Source organism: Campylobacter volucris (genome assembly GCF_008011665.1).
GTDB lineage: Bacteria > Campylobacterota > Campylobacteria > Campylobacterales > Campylobacteraceae > Campylobacter_D > Campylobacter_D volucris_A.
The window spans coordinates 196,719-215,053 of record NZ_VOWJ01000031.1 but is presented as its reverse complement, the minus strand read 5'-3'; the positions used below and the strand labels follow the sequence as shown (position 1 = coordinate 215,053).

Here is an 18,335-nt window from a genome sequence, read left to right as displayed (position 1 = left end):
TGTGAATTATAAAGAAATTATATTAGGTGGTGGATGTTTTTGGTGTATTGAAGCTGTTTTTGAAAGAATTAAAGGAGTGATAGATACTGAAGTAGGATATAGTGGTGGAGCTGATAATCCTACATATAAAAGCGTTTGTAATGGTGATAACAATATAGAAGTAGTAAAAATCATTTATGATAAAAATCAAATTTCTTTAAAGCAAATTTTAACTATATTTTTTGATATCCATGATCCAACAAGCAAAGATAAACAAGGAGCTGATGAAGGTATTCAATATAGATCAGCCATTTTTTATCAAGATGATGAAGATTTTAAAATTATTACTCAATTTTTACAAAATGCTCAAAAAAATTACACTAAAGTTATTGTTACGCAAATTTTAAAATTAGAAAAATACTATAAAGGTGAAGATTATCATCAAAAATATTTTACTAAAAATCCAAATCAAACTTATTGTCAATTTGTCATAGCACCAAAAGTTCAAAAAATTAATTTATACGATAAAGAGCTTTCCAAAAGCTAAAAAGCTTTTGGAAAATTTAATTAATGGCAGCCACAACCACCGCAACCACAACTTTGATTAAAAAAGTCTTCTAAAGCTTGCATGTTTGGAAGTTCAGTTACTTCTTTTACTAATTCTTTATAGATAACAACTCCATCTTTTACGACAAATACAGCTCTTGCTAAAATTCCTTCAAGTGGGCCATCGGCCATTAAAACGCCATATTTTTCACCAAATTCTTTAGAAACAAAATCACTTGCTACTATTAAGTTGTCTATACCTTCAGTTGAGCAAAAACGACCCATAGCAAAAGGCAAATCCATACTTACAACAATCACTTCAGCACCGCCTGATGCTGCTTTTTTGTTAAATTCTCTAGCTTCAGTTGCACAAACTGGAGTATCTAAACTTGGAACACTGATAATAATTTGTGTTTTTCCTTTAGGAGCGATTTCAACCCCAGAAAGATCTTTAGCTTTTAAAGTGATATTTGGCGCTTTATCGCCAACTTCAAGATTATTACCTTTTAATTTTACCTCATTACCTTTAAATAATACACTACTCATTTTTTTCTCCTTTTTAAGTGTAAAATTTGATTTTATCATAATATAATAAGGTTAATCAAGTCTTATTTTCATCTTTACACATGCCTGCTTCTATCAAAAAACAAGATGGTTGATAATTGCTTTTTTTAATTTTGTCATATTTTGCATAACTTAAATACAAAATATCCTTAGCTCTAGTAACTGCAACATAAAACAATCTTCTTTCTTCTTCTAAACTACCACCCATGCTCATAAGTTTTTGATTTGGAAACCTACCTTGTGCAAGATCTATTACAAACACAAGTTCAAATTCAAGACCCTTGCTAGCATGTATGCTTAAAAGATTGACTCCATTTCCACTACTCATCTCACTTGCGCCAAGTGTTAGGAAGTTATAGTATTTATAATTATCGCTATAATTTTTTGAAAGTTCTTTTAAAACCATCATTTTTGCATTTATTTTTTCTAAAATTTCATTTTTTTTGTTTAGATCTACATTGGAATTTTTGTTAGTTGCTCTTTTGGTGGCTAAAATATCACAAATTTCTTTAAAATAATCATTTTCTAAAATTAAATTTACAAGCTGTGTTGAGATTTTACATTCATTTGCTTGTTTTATAAAATGATAAAGCTTTTCTAAAGTTTTAGCACAATTTTCATTAATCTTTGGAAGGCTTAAAATAGGATGAGTGTTAAATTCGCTTTTTAAATTAAATCTTGAAGGAGAAGATAATTCTTCGATATCATCAAAAAGACCAAGTTGATAACTTTGTTTTTTGTATTTTTTTAAATTTACATTAGTATCAGGACTTAAAATACCTTTTATAAGATTAGAATTTCCAAGTTTTAAAAGTCCATCAAAAATATCTTTGGCTAAAACACTACCCACGCCTTTAGTAAATTCAAGTAAATGTATAAAAGCCATAATATCTTTTGGATTTAAAACAATTGCTAACATAGAGCAAAAAGTTTTTACCTCTAAGCTTTCAAAAAAACTCCCACTGCCTTTTCTTTTACTTGCTATGCCAAGTTCTCTAAGTGCTACTTCAATTCCATCGGCACTAGAATTATTTCTAAAAATCACTGCTATTTCATTTAAATCAACTCCGCTTTGTAAAATGATTTTAGCAATGGTAGAATATTGATCAAAAAGCTCATTAAAAGTTAATAAACTTGGTGCTTTAAAATCACCATTTCTAGTTACTATTAGCTTTTTAGGATACAATCTTTCGTTATTTGTAATGACTTTATTAGCCAAAGCTAAAATGTTTTTACTAGAGCGATAGTTTTTATTCAATGTAAAAATTCTAGCATCTAAAAATCTATCTTTAAATCCTCCTATGATGGAGATGTCTGCTCCATTAAACGCATAAATACTTTGATCATAATCACCCACACAAAATAAACTTTTACTTTTAAAAGCATCTATTAACGAACCTTGCAAGGTATTAGTATCTTGATATTCATCAACTAAAATTTCATCAAAATCAAAATGATGTGTTTTCAATGTTTGCTTTAGCTTGATTAGTAAATCATTAAAATCTACATAATTAAATCTATTTTTTTCTTCTTCGTATTCTTTTAAAATATCTTCATAAATTTCAGCATAAACGGCTTGATCGTTATAGTTTTGACAAAACCATTCATAAAAATTATTTAAATTTGCATTGGTATTTTGAAATAAAGAATACACATCATATAAATAGCTAGGCATATAAGGTTTTATATCGCTTAAATGATGGAAAGTTCTTTTTTCAAAGATAGATCTTAAAAGCACTTTTAATTCGCTTGATTGTTTTAAAATAATATTGTGATTTAATTCTTTTAAAAGTGTATAAGCAGTGCTGTGAAAAGTCCCTGCTGTTATTTTTGAAGTAATTTTTTTATCAAAGTATCTTCCAAGTCTTTGTATCATTTCCTTACTTGCTTTATTAGTAAAGGTTAAAAGCATGATTTTTTCTGGTTTTGTGCCATTTTGTAAAAGATAGGCTATTCTTGCAACTATAGTTGAAGTTTTGCCTGTTCCTGCGCTAGCTATAATAAGATTGTGTCCAAAAAGAGCACAAGCGGCTTTATATTGTTCTTCATTTAAACGAGATAAAGGCATATTTTTCCTAAGCTACAATGATATTTTCTAAATTTTTAAAATAAAAATAATTACATCGATCTTTGTATTCATAAGAAAGTGTTAATTTATGAGAATCAAGTATGGTTTTAACTATGTAAAGTCCAAGCCCAAAACTATCTTTGTTTTTTTTGCCTTGAGTAAAAGCTTGAGTGTAATATTTTAAATCTTTATCTAAAGCTTTTCCTATATTTTTAAAACAAAGATATTCTTTAGTAATTTCTATGGTTACCTTACTTTCATCAGAATATTTTATAGCATTATCTATCATATTCTTCATAGCAGTAGTAAATAATTTAAAATCAACATTTACACTAAAGCTTTCTTTGATGCTAATTTTAATTTTATCATCATCATTCATAGCTATATCTTTAGCTTCATCTAATAAATCTAAAATATTGTATTTTTTTAAATTTATAAATTGCGCTCCTGAAGTGATTTGTTCAATAGCTGCAAATTCGTTTATAAGTATTTCAAGACGATTAAAAGCTCCTATTAATCTTTCTTTGTATTTGCTATCTTCTATCATTTCAAGGGTGATGAGTCCTTTGGTGATTGGTGTTTTTAACTCATGCATGATATTTCTTAGGAAAAATTGCCTAGAGGTGTTAAGTTTTTGAATTCTTAAAATAGACTCATAAAAGGCGGTTGCAACTTGGGAAATTTCATCTTCTCCTTTGCTGACATTTTGAATTTCATCTAGTTTATTTTCTCCAAATTTATCAATTTGTCTTTTTAAAGCTCTTAAAGGTTTTAATTTTCTTATGATAAAAAGATATAAAACTATCAAAACCATCACAACTATCACAGCAATTAATTTAATTACAAAATATCTATAACCTTGATAGTCTAAGTCTTTATATAAAAAAAGTTTTCCATCATAAATAATCTTTAAATATACATTATCTTCTAGGGTAATGATTTCTACTATAGCTGTGCTAGTTTGTGCTCTAGCTATGGTTTCAGCTTTATAGATGACATTTTTGATAAATTTTGGATTGACTATTTCTACTATTTTATAGTTTTTGGTTTGCTCTTGAAATTCTTTTTCGCTAATCATATTGTTAAAATACAACAATCTTGTATTAGCTACAAAAGAATATTTAGCATTAAGCTCATTAGTGTAATTTTGCTGATCATATTTAATAAGCCATAAAAATGCTAAAACTACACTTGCGCTTGCTAAAATAAAAACAAAAGTTATGGTATAAAAAATTGATGATTTATTCATTGAGTTAGTTTATATCCTATGCCTCTAATAGAGTGGATATATTTTGGAGTTTTGGGATCATCACCGATTTTTTGTCTGATTCTGCTTATGATTACATCTATGCTTTTATTGCTAGAGTCTTCACTGATAGAGCTACAATTATACACAAGCTCTTCTCTACTTACTACACCACCTTCTTTTTTGATTAAGTAGCTTAAAATATCAAATTCAGCATTAGTAAAGTTAATTTCTTGATCCTTCATGGTTATGGTGTGTTTAAATTTATCATAAACTAAATCTTTTTTTACTTGAGCTTGAACGGTTTTAGTATTTGAAATTCTTCTTAAATGACTTTTAATTCTTGCTTGTAATTCTTGAGGATTGTAAGGTTTTGGCAAATAATCATCAGCTCCTAAGTCAAGTGCTGCAACTTTATCGCTAATATCATGTCTAGCACTAGAAATAATAATAGGCGTATCGTATTTTTTACGAATTTCTTCGCAAACTTCAAGTCCATCAAGTCCTGGTAAGCTCAAGTCTAAAATGATTAAATCATAAGGATTTAAAGCAAGTCTTGAAAGTCCTATATAAGGCTCATGAGCAATATCTACTTTCATATCAAATTGTTCTAAATATTCTGCGATAATTTCAGCTAGCTCTAAATCATCTTCTATCATTAAAATATTAGTCATTTTTTCTCCTTAAAAATTTAAAATAATAAAGCTCTAATATATCCGCCTCTATTAATCCAAATTTTAACATATTCTTTGTCTTTATTTAAATTGAGTGCTTTTGATAATTCTTTAAAATTAGAAATTTCATACTGATTAATGCCGACGATTATATCGCCTGATTCAAATCCAGCTTGTTCTGCTTTTGATTTAGGAGCAACTTCGGTGATTAAAATTCCACTAATATTTTCAGGAATACGATACTCTTGTCTATTTTTAGAATCAAGTTCAACTAGTTTTAAACCATCAATATAGCCTTTTTCATATTGTAGAGATTTTTCATCCGTTTTTAGCATAAATTTTATCGTTTTAATTTCATTATCTCTTTCATAACTAAGTTGTATTTGTTGCTTAGGATCAATACTTCCTATATAATTTTTTAAATCCATGGGACTTTTGATAGTAGTATTATCAACTTTTATAATCAAATCTCCTCTTTTTAATCCAGCATTAAAAGCTGCTGAATCTTTTTGCACATCAGTGACTAAAGCTCCTTCTTTGTTTGTGTAAGCTTTTTTAAGATCTTGAGTTAAAGCTCCTATTACTACTCCCAGATAGCCTCTTTCTATTTTGCCATTTTCAATTAATTTTTGAGCTATAGTTTTAGCCATATTTGATGGTATTGCAAAACCTATTCCATTATTTCCACCACTTCTTGAAAGAATTGCTGAATTTATACCAACTAAAGATCCTCTACTATCTACTAAAGCTCCACCTGAATTTCCAGGATTTATTGAAGCATCTGTTTGAATGAAGTTTTCATATTGATTTAAACCTATATTGTTTTTATTTAAAGCCGATATGATACCACTTGTAACACTACTTCCAACGCCAAAAGGATTACCTAGAGCAAACACAATATCGCCTTCTAATAATTGATCTGAATTTGCAAAAGTAACCACTGGAAGATTTTTAGCTTCTATTTTAATCACTGCTAAATCTGTTTTTGGATCAGCGCCTATTAATTTTGCTTTATATTCTGTGCTAGAATCTGGCAAATTTACTGTAATTTTTTCAGCATCTTCAATCACATGATTATTAGTGATGATATAGCCATCACTTGATATAATTACACCCGATCCAAGTGAGCTGACCACTTCTTTATTTTTTTTACTTTTTGGAATTTTTGGAAAATCAAATCCAAAAAATTGTTTAAAATATGGATCATTGAAAAAATCATCTATATTTGTCATATTAGTTTGCATTGTTTTACTTGTAGAGATATTTACAACAGAATTTTTAACCTTTTGAATAGAATCATGATAAGAAAGTATTGCATTTGAGTTATTACTTGGTAGTGTTCTTTGTAAATTTTCTTCTGCTTGTTTGAAGCTAATATTAGCACTAAATAAACTTGTTGAAACAATCAAAGAAAGGATTGTAGTCTTCTTCATCTTTTTCCTTTATTATAAAAATCATTTTTTCAAAAGTATAAAATTTTATTTTTACATAATTGTAAACAAAACCTTTAGTTTTAAAACTTATAAAAGTTGATTGACTTAGACTAAAGTTTTTGATATAATTTTTTCTTATAAATTTTAGAAGAGGAAATTATAAATGAGTAGTAGTTTATATGATACTTTAGGCGTTTCAAAAAATGCAAGTACAGATGATATAAAAAAAGCATATAGACGCTTAGCTAGACAATACCATCCTGATATCAATAAAGAACCAGGAGCAGAAGAAAAATTTAAAGAAATTAATGCTGCTTATGAAATACTAAGTGATGAAAAAAAGAAAGCACAATATGATAGATATGGTGATTCTATGTTTGGAGGTCAAAGTTTTCAGGATTTTTCAAGAAGTGCTGGCGGAGCAGATATTAATGATATTTTAAAAAATATTTTTGGCGGTGGATTTGGTGGCTTTGGCGGAGGTTTTAGCTCTAACAATCATTTTGGCGGTGGATTTGGTGGCTTTGGCGGATTTGAAGAAGATTTAGATTTGCAAGCTAGTATAAAAATTCCTTTTGAAAAAGGAATTTTAGGTGGAGAACATTCTGTAATGATTAACAAAGAGCAGGTAAAAATCAAAATTCCACATGGTATTAAAGATGGAGAAAAATTACGCATACGCAATAAAGGAAAAATGTTAAATGGGCAAAGAGGGGATTTGATTTTAAAAGTTGAACTTGAAAAAAGTCATGAATATGAAAGAGAAGAAGATGATTTATATAAAAATATAGAAATTAGTTTAAAAACTGCTCTTTTTGGTGGAAAAATAAATATACAAACTCCAAGAAAAGAAGTAAAAATTACTATACCACCAAATTCTAAAAATAATCAAAAAATTAGGCTTAAAGGTTATGGAGTGCAAAATAGAAAAACAGATATTTACGGGGATATGTATTTAATATTAAATGTTAAATTACCAGATATTAGCACTTTAGATACTGAATTTTTAAAAATTTTAGAAGAAAAATTATCATAAGGAATAAATATGCAACATAGTTATGATGAACCAGTTTATTTAATCAGTGTTGTAGCTAAAGTTTTAAACATACATCCGCAAACTCTAAGACAATATGAAAGAGAAGGTTTGGTTGAACCAAATAGAACAGATGGAAAAATGAGGTTATATTCCCAAAAAGATATCGATAGGATTAAAATGATTTTGCGTCTTACTAGGGATCTTGGTGTAAATTTAGCTGGAGTTGATGTGATTTTAAAATTAAAAACAAAAATGGATGAATTTGAAAATATTATAGAAGAATTAAGACTAGAACTTGATAAAAAAAATAATCCTTCAAAATCAAGAGCAGTGGTAAAACATAGGAGTAATTTTGATTTAATTTTTTTTGAAAAAATTAAATAATTTAAATTTATTAAAGAGTTGTAAGTGGAAGAATTTTTAACTTTATTTTTAACTGCTGTAGCTGTAGCTGTTGTTTTAAATGTCATTCTTAAAAAATTTGGCATTCCTACTATCATAGGATATATAGCTACTGGTTTATTTGTGCGTGAATTTTATGGTTTTAGTACCAATGAAATTATCATTCATGTGGCTGAATTTGGTATAGTTTTTTTGATGTTTACCATAGGACTTGAGTTTTCATTTAAACATCTTTTAGCTATGAAAAAAGAAGTGTTTTTAAATGGAAGTTTGCAGATGCTAACTTGTGGTTTAGTATGTACTTTATTAGCTACTTATATTTTGGGAGTAACAAGCCATATAGCTATGATAGCAGGATTTGCTCTAGCTTTATCTTCTACTGCTATTGTTTTAAAAATATTAAACGATAGTGGGGATATTAATCAAGAATATGGAAGAAAAGCTTTAGGTATACTTTTATTTCAAGATATAGCAGTGATTCCTTTGCTTTTAATGATAGATATTTTTAGTTCTCAAGGTGCAGATGTTTCAAAATTATTACTTACAACTTTAATTAGTGCAATTATTCTTCTTGTTTTGTTATATTTTATAGGTAAATATCTTTTTACTTATATTTTAAAATTTATTATAAAAACCAATGCTAATGAAATTTTTATAGCAACAATACTTTTCACTGTAATTGGTGCAAGTTTTTTAGCCCATTCTTTTGGTTTTTCTTATTCTCTTGGAGCTTTTATAGCAGGAGCTTTAATAGCAGAAACTAAATATAAACATAAAATAGAAGCAGATCTAGTTCCTTTTAGAGATTTACTTTTAGGTTTTTTCTTTGTAAGTGTTGGTTTGCAAATTGATTTTCATATGGTTTTTGAAAATTGGTTTTTGATTTGTTCTTTTGTGAGTTTAGTATTGCTTGTTAAATTTTTAGTCATTTATGGCTTGCTAAATCTTTACACTAGAAAAAGAGTGGCTTTAAAAACAGCGTTAAGTATATGTCAAATAGGAGAATTTGCTCTAGCAGTATTTTCACTTATGCAGGTAAAATCTTTACTAGATGAAAAAACGGCTCAAATTTTTATTATAGTTTCTATTATCACTATGATTGCAACACCTTTTATTTTAAATAATATCAGAAAAATAGCTAATGTTGCAGAAGGTGAACAAGATGAAATGGCAAATTTTTATCTATGTGATACAAAAATGAAAAATCATTTTATCATTTTTGGTTATGCAAGATTAGGACAAGAAGTAGTACAAAGAGTTAAAAAAACAGGAATTCCTTATTTGGTTTTAGAAAGTGATTTAAATTTAGTTGAGCTTGGGCGTAGTAGAAATGAAAATGTATTTTTTGCCAATGTTGCTCAAATACAAACACTAAAAATTGCAAATATAGAAGAATGCTCAGTTGTAATTATCACTATAAATAATGAAGCAAAACTTGATATGCTTTATCAAGTACTTTCTAATTTAGAAAAGCCTATACAAACTGTTTTAAAAACTAGTGGTAGTGGGTCTGGCATAGTGTTTCCTCATACTGATAAAAATTTACACATCATTAATCAAGAAGCTTCATTGGCTAGAAATTTAGTTCAAGAAGCATTGCAATGTAGAATCAATACAAGTATAGCTGAATGAAAAATGAAGAAAAAACTTTAAGAGTAAAATATGTTAGAGCTTTGGAGAAATTTTCCAATTCAGCCATCAGTGTTCTTAAAAGAGAAGATTTTCAAGAATCATTATTCAGAGAAAGAATGGAAAAAAATTCCAAAGTTTTTGTCAAGATTGAAGCGGTGTTTTTAGATTCTACTTATGCTAAGGCTTTAGAAAGATTTGCAAATGATTGCTTAAATTATAATTTTGACAGAAAGGATTTATTAAATAAAGCTAATGCTTTGTATAAGTTAAAAAATAAACAAAGCTATAAAAAAGACAAACATAAAAATAATTTTAAGGATGAAATATGATAAATGTGATTTTTGATATGGATGGAACTTTGATCGATAGTGCTAATGCTATAGTATGTGCTGTAAATGAAATCAGATCAGATTTAAATTTAAATCCATTAGATAGAGAATTTATACTTCAAACCATTAACACTCCCAATCAAAATTATGCAAAGATATTGTATGGATTGGATAATTATTCTCATACGAGCTTTAAAGAAGGTTATGAAAAATATTTTTTAAAACATTATGATAAAAGTGTAGTGCTTTTTGATGGGGTGCTTAAAGTGCTTGATTTTTGTAAAAAAAATGATTGTTATTTGGCTATAGCTACCAATGCACCGCAAGAAAGTTTAGTTCCTATTTTAAAAAAACACAATATCCTTTCATATTTTGATAAAATCTTAGGTGTTAGTTTTGGTATAGAAGCCAAACCTGATCCTATGATGTTAAAATTAATCATAGATGAAGCAAAATATAAAAAAAGTGTTTTTATAGGAGATAGTTTAAAAGATAGATTGTGTGCTAAAAATGCTAATGTAGATTATATTCATATTTCTTGGCAACAAAAAATTTCACAAGAAGATGAAGTAAATGATGAAAAATCATTAATTGCCAAAATCAAACACTTAATGAAAGGTTAAAAATGGATATTTTTGATGAGATGTTTGCAAAAACTCCGAAAGAAAAATTTATAGAAACCATTAAATATGCTAACACAGGAGCATTAGAAAAGGTTTTAGATCAATTATTAGCAGATCATATAGCAATGATTGAGCTTTTAGAAAAAAATAATCTCAATGAAAGTGATGTTGCTTCTTTTCAAATGGAAAATTCACTCTTAATAGATGAGAGAAAAAATGATTTTTATATAGGTATTAGTGCTCAAATTTTAGGGCATGAAGGTTAAAAAATTTTGCGTATATTTTTTATTTTATGTATGATTTTTTGTTTTTTAAAGGCAGAAGTTTTTTTTGATTATACTTATAAATTCACTTTAAAAAAAGATGAAAAAGCTGGGGTTTGGATTAAAGAAATTGATTATCCTGATGAAGAATATATTTTTGAATTTTCTTGGACTTTATTTGATTTAACCAATATCATAGTACATTCAAAATACAAAAAATACCCTAGACAATTTGTGATGTCTTTAAGAAGAAATTTAAATTGGGTAGATCAAACCTTAGTTCCTGATTATGCCAATCCACATATTGATAGGGCAAGATTGATTTTAGAATTTACAAGTTATAAAAAAAACGAAGCTGTTTTTACTGTTTATATAGAAGATAAAGATAAAAAACTAGAGGTTAAATTTTTAGATCCAAGAAAACCTCCACTTAACTAAAAATAAAGCATAATTTAATAAAATACAGCAAATAAAATAAGGAAAGCATAGTGCAAGAAATAGATCTTTATATGCATAATTTTTTGTCCGAATTGTCTTATAAGCCTATTATGGATATGACTAGCGGACTAAAAGGTGGGAAAAAACTTAGATCAAAACTTCTTTTAAAAATATCTGGAGAAAACCAAATAAGCTATAAAATTTGCGCCATTATTGAATTAATCCATAATGCTAGTTTATTGCATGATGATGTTATTGATGAAGCAAATTTAAGAAGAGGAGTAAAATCGATTAATGCTCAATTTGGAGCAAAAAATGCCATTATGCTTGGAGATATTTTGTATTCTAAAGCATTTTATGAGCTTTCCTTGATTGATTCTAAATTAGCACAAATTATTTCTAATGCAGTAGTTAAACTTTCCATTGGTGAGCTAATGGATGTAAATTTATCACAAAATTTTAATACCAATCAGCAAGCTTATTTGCAAATGATTTATAACAAAACAGCAGTTTTAATCGAAGCTAGTGCAAGATGTGGTGCGATTTTAGCAAATTTAAACGAAGATGATTTTGCTCAATATGGAAAAAATTTAGGATTGGCTTTTCAAATTGTTGATGATGTATTAGATATCACTGGGGATGAAAAAACTCTAGGAAAACCTACTATGAGTGATTTTAAAGAAGGTAAAACCACTCTTGCTTATATGTATTTATATGAAAAGTTAAACAATGATGAAAAAGAAATATTAAAGTCTTATTATAAAAAAGAATTAAACGAGCAAGAAATTTCTTGGATTAAACATAAAATGCAAGAATATCAAATTCTAAATTTAGTCAATATAGAATTAAAAAACTATGCAAACAACGCCTTAAAAGCTATAGAAAAATATAAAATGAAAGATTTAGAAGAAATTATCACTAGTATGATCGAAAGGGATTTTTGATGTATTATTGTATAAGTTTTACACACAAAAATACCGATATTTCAACAAGAGAAAAGCTTTCTTTTTCAAATGAAGATAAAAAAAGAGAATTTTTAAGACTAATTCACTCTAATAATAAAATTTTAGAAAGTTTGGTTTTAAGCACCTGTAATAGAGTGGAAATTTTTCTTTTTTTAGGAGATAGCGAAGGTATTAATGAGTATATTTTAAACGCACTTTGTTTATTGTGTAATGTTAATAAGGATAATTTAAGCTCAAAAGCTGATTTTTATGAAGATAGCGGAGCTATCCATCATCTTTTTTCTGTAGCTAGCTCCTTAGATAGTTTGGTTATAGGAGAAACTCAAATTGCAGGACAATTAAAAGATGCTTATAAATTTAGCTTACAAGAGCAAAGATGTGGCGTAAATATCACTAGAGCTATCCATTATGCTTTTAAGTGTGCAGCAAATGTAAGAAATCAAACAGAAATTTCAAAAAATCCTATTTCAGTAGCTTCAGTAGCTGTTTCTAAAGCAAAAGAATTAATCAATTTAGAAGGTAAAACCGCTGTTGTAATTGGCGCTGGTGAGATGAGTGAGCTAGCCTGTAAGCATTTGCTAAATGCTAAAGCTAAAGTATTGATTTTAAATAGGGATTTGGAAAAAGTAAAAAAACTTTGCGAAGAATTAGGAGAAAATACTAAATTTGAAAGTATAGCTAATTTAAAAGAAGTATTAAATTCATATGAAGTATTTTTTTCAGCTACAAATGCTCCGCATGCTATTATTATTGATGAATTGTTAGAAGAAAGAGAATATACAAGGTATTTTTTTGATATAGCTGTTCCAAGGGATATAGATGTTAAATCTAACGATAAAACCATAATTTATGCAGTAGATGATCTTGAAGAAGTGGTAAGAAAAAATTTAATCCTTAGAGAACATCAAGCTCAAATTGCTTATTCTATAGTTGGAAATATGACGAATGAATTTTTTAAACACTTAAGTAAGCTTGCAACCTTACCTTTAATCAAACAACTACGCTTACAAGCTAATGAAATAGCACAAATACAATTACAAAAAGCTATCAAAAAAGGCTATTTAAAAAATTCAAATCATGAAGAAGCAAAAAAGCTTATCAATCAAGTTTTAAACGCATTTTTACATAACCCTAGCGTGAATTTAAAAAAATTAAGTGGAACTATGCAAAATGATGTAGTGATTAATTCTATGCGTTATGTGTTTGATTTAAAAAATGAAGACTTAGAAGGTTTAAATTCTTATAAATGCGAATTTAGTTTGGAGAATCACGATGAAATTTAGTAAATTTTATGCTGTTAGCTCAAAGGAAAACCCAAAAGATGCAAGTTTGCCAAGTCATATTTTCTTAGTTAGAGGTTCTTTTGTAGAACAAATTGGTAGTGGTTTGTATAATTTTTTACCACTAGGAAAAAAAGTGCTAGATAAAATCAAAGACATCATTAAAGAAGAGATGGATCAAGCAGGGGCTTTAGAAGTAAATTTAAGCTTTAATACTCCAGCTAGTCTTTGGAAAGAAAGTGGAAGATTTAATGTCTTTGGTAAAGAGCTTTTAAGATTTAAAGATAGAAAAGAAAATGATTTTGTCTTAGGACCAACGCACGAAGAAGCTATGGTAGCTTTAATTAGAAATAAAATCACATCTTATAAGCAGCTTCCTTTGCATTTATACCAAATAGGACTTAAATTTAGAGATGAAGCTAGGCCAAGATTTGGACTTTTAAGATGTAGAGAATTTTTGATGAAAGATGGCTATAGTTTTCATGCAAATGATGAGGACTTAGATAGAGAATTTAACCTAATGTATAAAACTTATAGTAAGATTTTAACAAGATTAGGACTTGATTTTAGAGCAGTTGAAGCAGATAGTGGGGCTATTGGGGGAAGTGGCTCTAAAGAATTTATGGTATTAGCTAAAAACGGCGAAGATGATATTTTATTATGCGAACATTGTGATTATGCAGCTAACATAGAAGCAGCAAAAAGAACTAAAAGAACTTGTAAAGATGAAAGACCGCAAGCAGATTTTGCTACGCAATTTCATACTCCAAATGTCAAAACCATAGAAGATTTAGCAAATTTTTTCAAAATTAATCCTTACTATACCATTAAAGCAGTGGTAAAAAAAGCTATTTATGAAAATGAAGAAAAAATTGTCGTTTTTTTCATAAGAGGTGATGATGAATTACAAGAAACCAAAGCCTTAAATGCAGCTAATGCTTTGGAATTAGTTGATGCAAATGAAGATGATTTGCAAAAAGCAAATTTAGTATCTGGCTTTATAGGCTTTGTAAATTTACAAGGTGTTGATTTTTATCTTGATAAAGAATTAGAAAATGAAACGGACATGATTATTGGTGCTAATAAAAAAGATTACCATCTAGTAGGAATCAATGTAGTCAATTTAAACAAAGAACGCTTTAAAGATTTATGCGCGGTTAAAGAAGGTGATCTTTGTCCAAAATGTCAGCATAGACTCAAGCAAAGCAAAGGTATAGAAGTAGGTCATATTTTTAAACTTGGTAAAAAATATTCTCAAGCTATGAACGCAAGTTATTTAGATGAAAATGGAAAAGCGCAATTTTTAACCATGGGTTGTTATGGTATGGGTGTTAGTCGCTTGGTTGCTGTTGCAATTGAAGCAAGTCATGATGAAAAAGGTTGCATTTGGAATAAGGCTTTAGCGCCTTTTGTACTTGATATTATTATTTCTAATATAAAAGATGAAAAAGCAAACGAATTTGCAGATAAAATTTATCAGCATTTTAAAGACAAAGAAATTTTGCTTGATGATAGAAATGAACGCTTTGGAGTAAAAATTAACGACTTTGAGCTTATGGGCTTTCCATATGCTTTGATCATTGGAAAAGGTTTGGAAAAAGATGAAGTTGAAATCATCAATAGAGCAAATTTAGAAAAACAAATTTTAAAAACTAATGAAGTAATTTCATATTTAGAGAAAATTTTATGATGTTAAAAGCAAATATAAATGTATTTTTGATTTTAGAATTAATTGCAAGTGTTATATTTATAGCTTGTTTTGGTTTTTTGAATTTTTTTATGATAGTTTTTGCTAGTATGTTTTTGGGAGCTATTTTTTTAGCTAAAACTTGGACCAATCTCATCACTATGCAAAATACAAATACTAATTTTTTTGGTATGATAAAGCTTTTCTCTCTAACTATTGTTGGAATTTTACTTTTAATACCAGGAATTTTAAGTACTTTTTTAGGTGTTTTACTTTTATTTTTTATCATAATTTTAAAATTATTTGCCAATCAAAAAGAAAAAACATCATATTCAAAAAGTAACGAAGATGAAATCATAGATGTAGAAATAATTGGAGATAATAAAAAATGAAACTAACTATAGCTACAAGAAAAAGCCAACTTGCTTTATGGCAAAGTGAATATATAAAAAAATGCTTATTAAAAGCTCATCCTCATTTAGAGATCGTTTTAGAAGGCTTTAAAACTAAAGGAGATGTTTTACTTGATTCTCCTTTGGCTAAGATAGGGGGAAAAGGACTTTTTACTAAAGAACTGGAAGAAAGCATGCTAAGAAAAGAAGCACATTTAGCTGTACATAGTTTAAAAGATGTTCCTAGTTTTTTTCCACAAGGTTTGGTTTTAGCTGCTATTTCAAAAAGAGAAGAAGTTAATGATGCATTTTTAAGCCAATATTACACTCACTTACAAGATCTTCCCAAAGGAGCTAAAGTAGGCACAACAAGCCTTAGAAGAAGAATGCAGCTTTTAGTTTTAAGACCTGATTTAAGCATCATTTCTTTAAGAGGTAATATCAATTCTCGTCTTGAAAAATTAAGAGCAAAAGAATTTGATGCTATTATTTTAGCATTTGCAGGTATTAAGCGTTTGGGTTTGGAAAAACAAATCAAATTTGTGAAAAAATTTGAACTTGATGAGATGATACCAGCTGCTTCACAAGGAGCTTTAGGTATAGAAAGCATCGATGATGAGCAAATTTTAAGTTTATTAAAATGCTTAAATGATGAAAATGCTTTTATAGAAACACACATTGAAAGAGATTTTATAAAAACTTTAGAAGGTGGATGCCAAGTTCCAATAGGTATTAACGCTAAACTTAGTGGCGATGATATACAAATTCAAGCCATAGTAGGCTTACCTGATGCAAGTAAAATTCTCAAAGAAAAAAAACTTATCAAAAAACAAGACTATTTAAATGCAGGAGAACTTTTGGCAAAAGAGATGATTGCTAAAGGTGCAAAAGAAATTTTAAAAGAAGCAGAAAGTATGATATAAATGCAAAAATTTATCAATATTTTAAAAGAAAATAATTTATTAAAAATCATTGATGAGCCAGTAGATGTAGAACTTGAAATGGCACATCTAGCTTATATAGAAGCAAAAAAAGAAGACTCTAAAGCTTTGCTTTTTACTAATGCGGTAAAAAATGGTAAAAAATACGATTATCCTGTGCTTTTAAACACTTTTTGCAATGAAAAAGCTCTAAATTTAGCCTTTACAAGACCTTATAAAGAAGTAGCTAAAGAAATTTCTTCTTTATTAAAAATGCATATTCCGCAAAGTTTTGGCGCTAAGCTTGATTTTTTTAAAACCTTAATAGGACTTAAAAACATACCACCAAAAAGAATTAAAAAAGATGGAGAATTTACCTATAAAAGTTTAAATTCTTTATATGATATTCCTATTTTGAAGACATGGGAAAAAGATGCAGCTCCTTTCATAACCATGGGGCAAGTTTATACTCAAAGCATTGATGGAAAACAAAATAATCTTGGTATGTATCGTTTGCAAGTAATAGATGAAAAAACCTTGCTAATGCATTGGCAAATTCACAAAGATGCTAGTCATTTCTTCCATGAATACAAAAAAAACAATCAAAAAATGTCAGTAAGCATAGCCATAGGAGGAGATCCTTTATATATATGGTGCGCTCAGGCTCCTTTACCTAAAGGTATTTTTGAACTTTTACTTTATGGTTTCATCAAAAAAAAGCCCGCTATTTTATCAAAATGCAAAAGCAATGATTTATATGTGCCTTATGATAGTGATTTTGTCATAGAAGGTTTTGTTGATCCAAATGAATTTTTACCAGAAGGTCCTTTTGGAGATCATACAGGTTTTTATACACCTATAGAATCTTGTCCAGCTTTAAAAATAGAAAAGATTTTTGCAAAGAAAAATGCCATTTATCAAGCCACAGTAGTTGGAAAACCTCCTTTAGAAGATAAATACATGGGACTTGGAACTGAAAGAGTATTTTTACCATTATTGCAAACTAGTGCTCCTGATTTGATTGATTATAATATGCCTGAAAATGGAGTATTTCACAATCTTATCTTAGCAAAGGTAGAAGCCAAATACCCAGCCCATGCAAAACAACTCATGCATACTTTTTGGGGAGTAGGGCAAATGAGCTTTGTCAAACATGCGATTTTTGTAGGCGAAGATGCTCCTGATTTAAAAGATTATGAAAATTTAATCCCTTATATATTAAATCGTTTTGATGAGTCTAATTTGCTAATTAGTGAAGGAATTTGCGATCAACTCGATCATGCTTCAAGCACATACTGTTTTGGTGGTAAAGCAGGGCTTGATGCTTGCACAGATATAAAAGTAAAAAATATTGAAAAAATTTCAGATGAAAATTTACTTGATCTTTTTAAAAATACAGAAAAAACCATTGTAAATTTAAAACAATACTACTTAGACACCTACGCTCCAATCTGCGTAATAGCTATACATAAAAAAGAAAAAATTTCACATATCTTTGAAAAATTACAAATTCATAAAAAGCATTTTAGAATTTTAGTTTTTCTTGATATCGATGCAAATTTAGCTAACCCTTATATGCTTCTTTGGCGTGTAGTAAATAATATCGATGCACAAAGAGATATTTTTGTAAAAAAAGATTGTGTTGGTATCGATGCTACTGCTAAAGGAAAACTTGAAGATTATCACAAAGAATGGCCTTTGATGACAAATTGCTCCAAAGAAATCATAGACAAACTAATCTCTAAAAAATTACTAGAAAATGATGATAAACTCTTTAAAAAATTTGAAATTTTTTGATTTTGATTTTTTTAAGAACACTTTTTGCTTATAAGTTTTTACATTGAAATATTAAGTTTTT

General features: G+C 28.2%; 19 protein-coding genes. 14 read left to right on the top strand and 5 right to left on the bottom strand.

Annotated features, from left to right (window positions below; genetic code table 11):
• Position 1: 1 nt before the first annotated feature.
• Positions 2 to 526 carry a peptide-methionine (S)-S-oxide reductase MsrA gene (gene msrA, locus FPD38_RS07100; protein WP_147556024.1) on the top strand — a complete coding sequence of 175 codons (525 nt, stop codon included), beginning with the start codon at positions 2 to 4 and terminating at the stop codon, positions 524 to 526.
• Positions 527 to 546: 20 nt separating this feature from the next.
• On the opposite strand, the gene tpx is transcribed toward msrA, so the two are convergent.
• Genes tpx through FPD38_RS07075 form a run of 5 tightly spaced genes read right to left on the bottom strand, consistent with a single transcriptional unit; the run spans position 547 to position 6,510 of the window.
• Positions 547 to 1,071, bottom strand: a complete 525-nt coding sequence (tpx, locus tag FPD38_RS07095) for a thiol peroxidase (RefSeq protein ID WP_147556023.1) — start codon at positions 1,069 to 1,071, stop codon at positions 547 to 549.
• Between the two features lie 55 nt (positions 1,072 to 1,126).
• Positions 1,127 to 3,157, bottom strand: coding sequence for an ATP-dependent helicase (locus FPD38_RS07090; RefSeq protein ID WP_147556022.1), 2,031 nt, complete (start codon positions 3,155 to 3,157; stop codon positions 1,127 to 1,129).
• Positions 3,158 to 3,164: 7 nt separating this feature from the next.
• Positions 3,165 to 4,406, bottom strand: a complete 1,242-nt coding sequence (locus tag FPD38_RS07085) for an ArsS family sensor histidine kinase (RefSeq protein WP_147556021.1) — start codon at positions 4,404 to 4,406, stop codon at positions 3,165 to 3,167.
• Entirely contained in the window at positions 4,403 to 5,077 is a 675-nt protein-coding gene (locus FPD38_RS07080; protein WP_147556020.1) for a response regulator transcription factor, read from the bottom strand. The genes FPD38_RS07085 and FPD38_RS07080 overlap by 4 nt, the downstream gene beginning before the upstream one ends.
• A 17-nt stretch (positions 5,078 to 5,094) precedes the next feature.
• Entirely contained in the window at positions 5,095 to 6,510 is a 1,416-nt protein-coding gene (locus FPD38_RS07075) for a DegQ family serine endoprotease (RefSeq protein ID WP_147556019.1), read from the bottom strand.
• 163 nt (positions 6,511 to 6,673) lie between these two features.
• Here FPD38_RS07075 and FPD38_RS07070 point away from each other — a divergent pair, with 163 nt between their 5' ends.
• Genes FPD38_RS07070 through FPD38_RS07010 form a run of 13 tightly spaced genes read left to right on the top strand, consistent with a single transcriptional unit; the run spans position 6,674 to position 18,274 of the window.
• Entirely contained in the window at positions 6,674 to 7,546 is an 873-nt protein-coding gene (locus tag FPD38_RS07070; protein ID WP_147556018.1) for a DnaJ C-terminal domain-containing protein, read from the top strand.
• A 9-nt stretch (positions 7,547 to 7,555) separates the two neighbouring features.
• Positions 7,556 to 7,930, top strand: a complete 375-nt coding sequence (locus FPD38_RS07065) for a heat shock protein transcriptional repressor HspR (RefSeq protein WP_147556017.1) — start codon at positions 7,556 to 7,558, stop codon at positions 7,928 to 7,930.
• Between the two features lie 24 nt (positions 7,931 to 7,954).
• Positions 7,955 to 9,580, top strand: coding sequence for a cation:proton antiporter domain-containing protein (locus FPD38_RS07060; protein ID WP_147556016.1), 1,626 nt, complete (start codon positions 7,955 to 7,957; stop codon positions 9,578 to 9,580).
• Positions 9,577 to 9,909, top strand: a complete 333-nt coding sequence (locus FPD38_RS07055; RefSeq protein WP_147556015.1) for a hypothetical protein — start codon at positions 9,577 to 9,579, stop codon at positions 9,907 to 9,909. Before FPD38_RS07060 ends, FPD38_RS07055 begins: the two co-directional genes overlap by 4 nt.
• Positions 9,906 to 10,532: an HAD family hydrolase gene (locus FPD38_RS07050; protein WP_147556014.1), complete on the top strand. Its 627-nt coding sequence runs from the start codon at positions 9,906 to 9,908 to the stop codon at positions 10,530 to 10,532. The genes FPD38_RS07055 and FPD38_RS07050 overlap by 4 nt, the downstream gene beginning before the upstream one ends.
• Positions 10,533 to 10,534: 2 nt before the next feature.
• A complete protein-coding gene (locus tag FPD38_RS07045; protein WP_147556013.1) occupies positions 10,535 to 10,798 on the top strand; it encodes a DUF2018 family protein in 264 nt (87 codons plus the stop codon).
• A gap of 30 nt (positions 10,799 to 10,828) precedes the next feature.
• Positions 10,829 to 11,233: an exporting protein gene (locus FPD38_RS07040; RefSeq protein WP_315969957.1), complete on the top strand. Its 405-nt coding sequence runs from the start codon at positions 10,829 to 10,831 to the stop codon at positions 11,231 to 11,233.
• 50 nt (positions 11,234 to 11,283) lie between these two features.
• Positions 11,284 to 12,177 carry a polyprenyl synthetase family protein gene (locus FPD38_RS07035; RefSeq protein WP_147556011.1) on the top strand — a complete coding sequence of 298 codons (894 nt, stop codon included), beginning with the start codon at positions 11,284 to 11,286 and terminating at the stop codon, positions 12,175 to 12,177.
• Entirely contained in the window at positions 12,177 to 13,481 is a 1,305-nt protein-coding gene (hemA, locus tag FPD38_RS07030) for a glutamyl-tRNA reductase (protein WP_187153116.1), read from the top strand. The genes FPD38_RS07035 and hemA overlap by 1 nt, the downstream gene beginning before the upstream one ends.
• Positions 13,471 to 15,168 (top strand): proline--tRNA ligase, encoded by a 1,698-nt coding sequence (locus FPD38_RS07025; protein WP_147556009.1) that lies wholly within the window; start codon positions 13,471 to 13,473, stop codon positions 15,166 to 15,168. The genes hemA and FPD38_RS07025 overlap by 11 nt, the downstream gene beginning before the upstream one ends.
• Positions 15,168 to 15,557: an FxsA family protein gene (locus tag FPD38_RS07020; RefSeq protein WP_187153115.1), complete on the top strand. Its 390-nt coding sequence runs from the start codon at positions 15,168 to 15,170 to the stop codon at positions 15,555 to 15,557. The genes FPD38_RS07025 and FPD38_RS07020 overlap by 1 nt, the downstream gene beginning before the upstream one ends.
• Positions 15,554 to 16,480: a hydroxymethylbilane synthase gene (gene hemC / locus FPD38_RS07015; protein WP_147556007.1), complete on the top strand. Its 927-nt coding sequence runs from the start codon at positions 15,554 to 15,556 to the stop codon at positions 16,478 to 16,480. The genes FPD38_RS07020 and hemC overlap by 4 nt, the downstream gene beginning before the upstream one ends.
• Positions 16,481 to 18,274: a menaquinone biosynthesis decarboxylase gene (locus FPD38_RS07010; RefSeq protein ID WP_147556006.1), complete on the top strand. Its 1,794-nt coding sequence runs from the start codon at positions 16,481 to 16,483 to the stop codon at positions 18,272 to 18,274.
• The last annotated feature ends 61 nt before the right edge of the window (positions 18,275 to 18,335 follow it).

Excerpts from the sequence above, each read along its gene's own strand:
- tpx (WP_147556023.1), bottom strand. The coding sequence starts at position 1,071 with ATGAGTAGTGTATTATTTAAAGGTAATGAGGTAAAATTAAAAGGTAAT.
- FPD38_RS07090 (WP_147556022.1), bottom strand. The coding sequence starts at position 3,157 with ATGCCTTTATCTCGTTTAAATGAAGAACAATATAAAGCCGCTTGTGCT.
- FPD38_RS07085 (WP_147556021.1), bottom strand. The coding sequence starts at position 4,406 with ATGAATAAATCATCAATTTTTTATACCATAACTTTTGTTTTTATTTTA.
- FPD38_RS07080 (WP_147556020.1), bottom strand. The coding sequence starts at position 5,077 with ATGACTAATATTTTAATGATAGAAGATGATTTAGAGCTAGCTGAAATT.
- FPD38_RS07075 (WP_147556019.1), bottom strand. The coding sequence starts at position 6,510 with ATGAAGAAGACTACAATCCTTTCTTTGATTGTTTCAACAAGTTTATTT.
- FPD38_RS07070 (WP_147556018.1), top strand. The coding sequence starts at position 6,674 with ATGAGTAGTAGTTTATATGATACTTTAGGCGTTTCAAAAAATGCAAGT.
- FPD38_RS07065 (WP_147556017.1), top strand. The coding sequence starts at position 7,556 with ATGCAACATAGTTATGATGAACCAGTTTATTTAATCAGTGTTGTAGCT.
- FPD38_RS07055 (WP_147556015.1), top strand. The coding sequence starts at position 9,577 with ATGAAAAATGAAGAAAAAACTTTAAGAGTAAAATATGTTAGAGCTTTG.
- FPD38_RS07050 (WP_147556014.1), top strand. The coding sequence starts at position 9,906 with ATGATAAATGTGATTTTTGATATGGATGGAACTTTGATCGATAGTGCT.
- FPD38_RS07045 (WP_147556013.1), top strand. The coding sequence starts at position 10,535 with ATGGATATTTTTGATGAGATGTTTGCAAAAACTCCGAAAGAAAAATTT.
- FPD38_RS07040 (WP_315969957.1), top strand. The coding sequence starts at position 10,829 with ATGATTTTTTGTTTTTTAAAGGCAGAAGTTTTTTTTGATTATACTTAT.
- hemA (WP_187153116.1), top strand. The coding sequence starts at position 12,177 with ATGTATTATTGTATAAGTTTTACACACAAAAATACCGATATTTCAACA.
- FPD38_RS07025 (WP_147556009.1), top strand. The coding sequence starts at position 13,471 with ATGAAATTTAGTAAATTTTATGCTGTTAGCTCAAAGGAAAACCCAAAA.
- FPD38_RS07020 (WP_187153115.1), top strand. The coding sequence starts at position 15,168 with ATGTTAAAAGCAAATATAAATGTATTTTTGATTTTAGAATTAATTGCA.
- hemC (WP_147556007.1), top strand. The coding sequence starts at position 15,554 with ATGAAACTAACTATAGCTACAAGAAAAAGCCAACTTGCTTTATGGCAA.
- FPD38_RS07010 (WP_147556006.1), top strand. The coding sequence starts at position 16,481 with ATGCAAAAATTTATCAATATTTTAAAAGAAAATAATTTATTAAAAATC.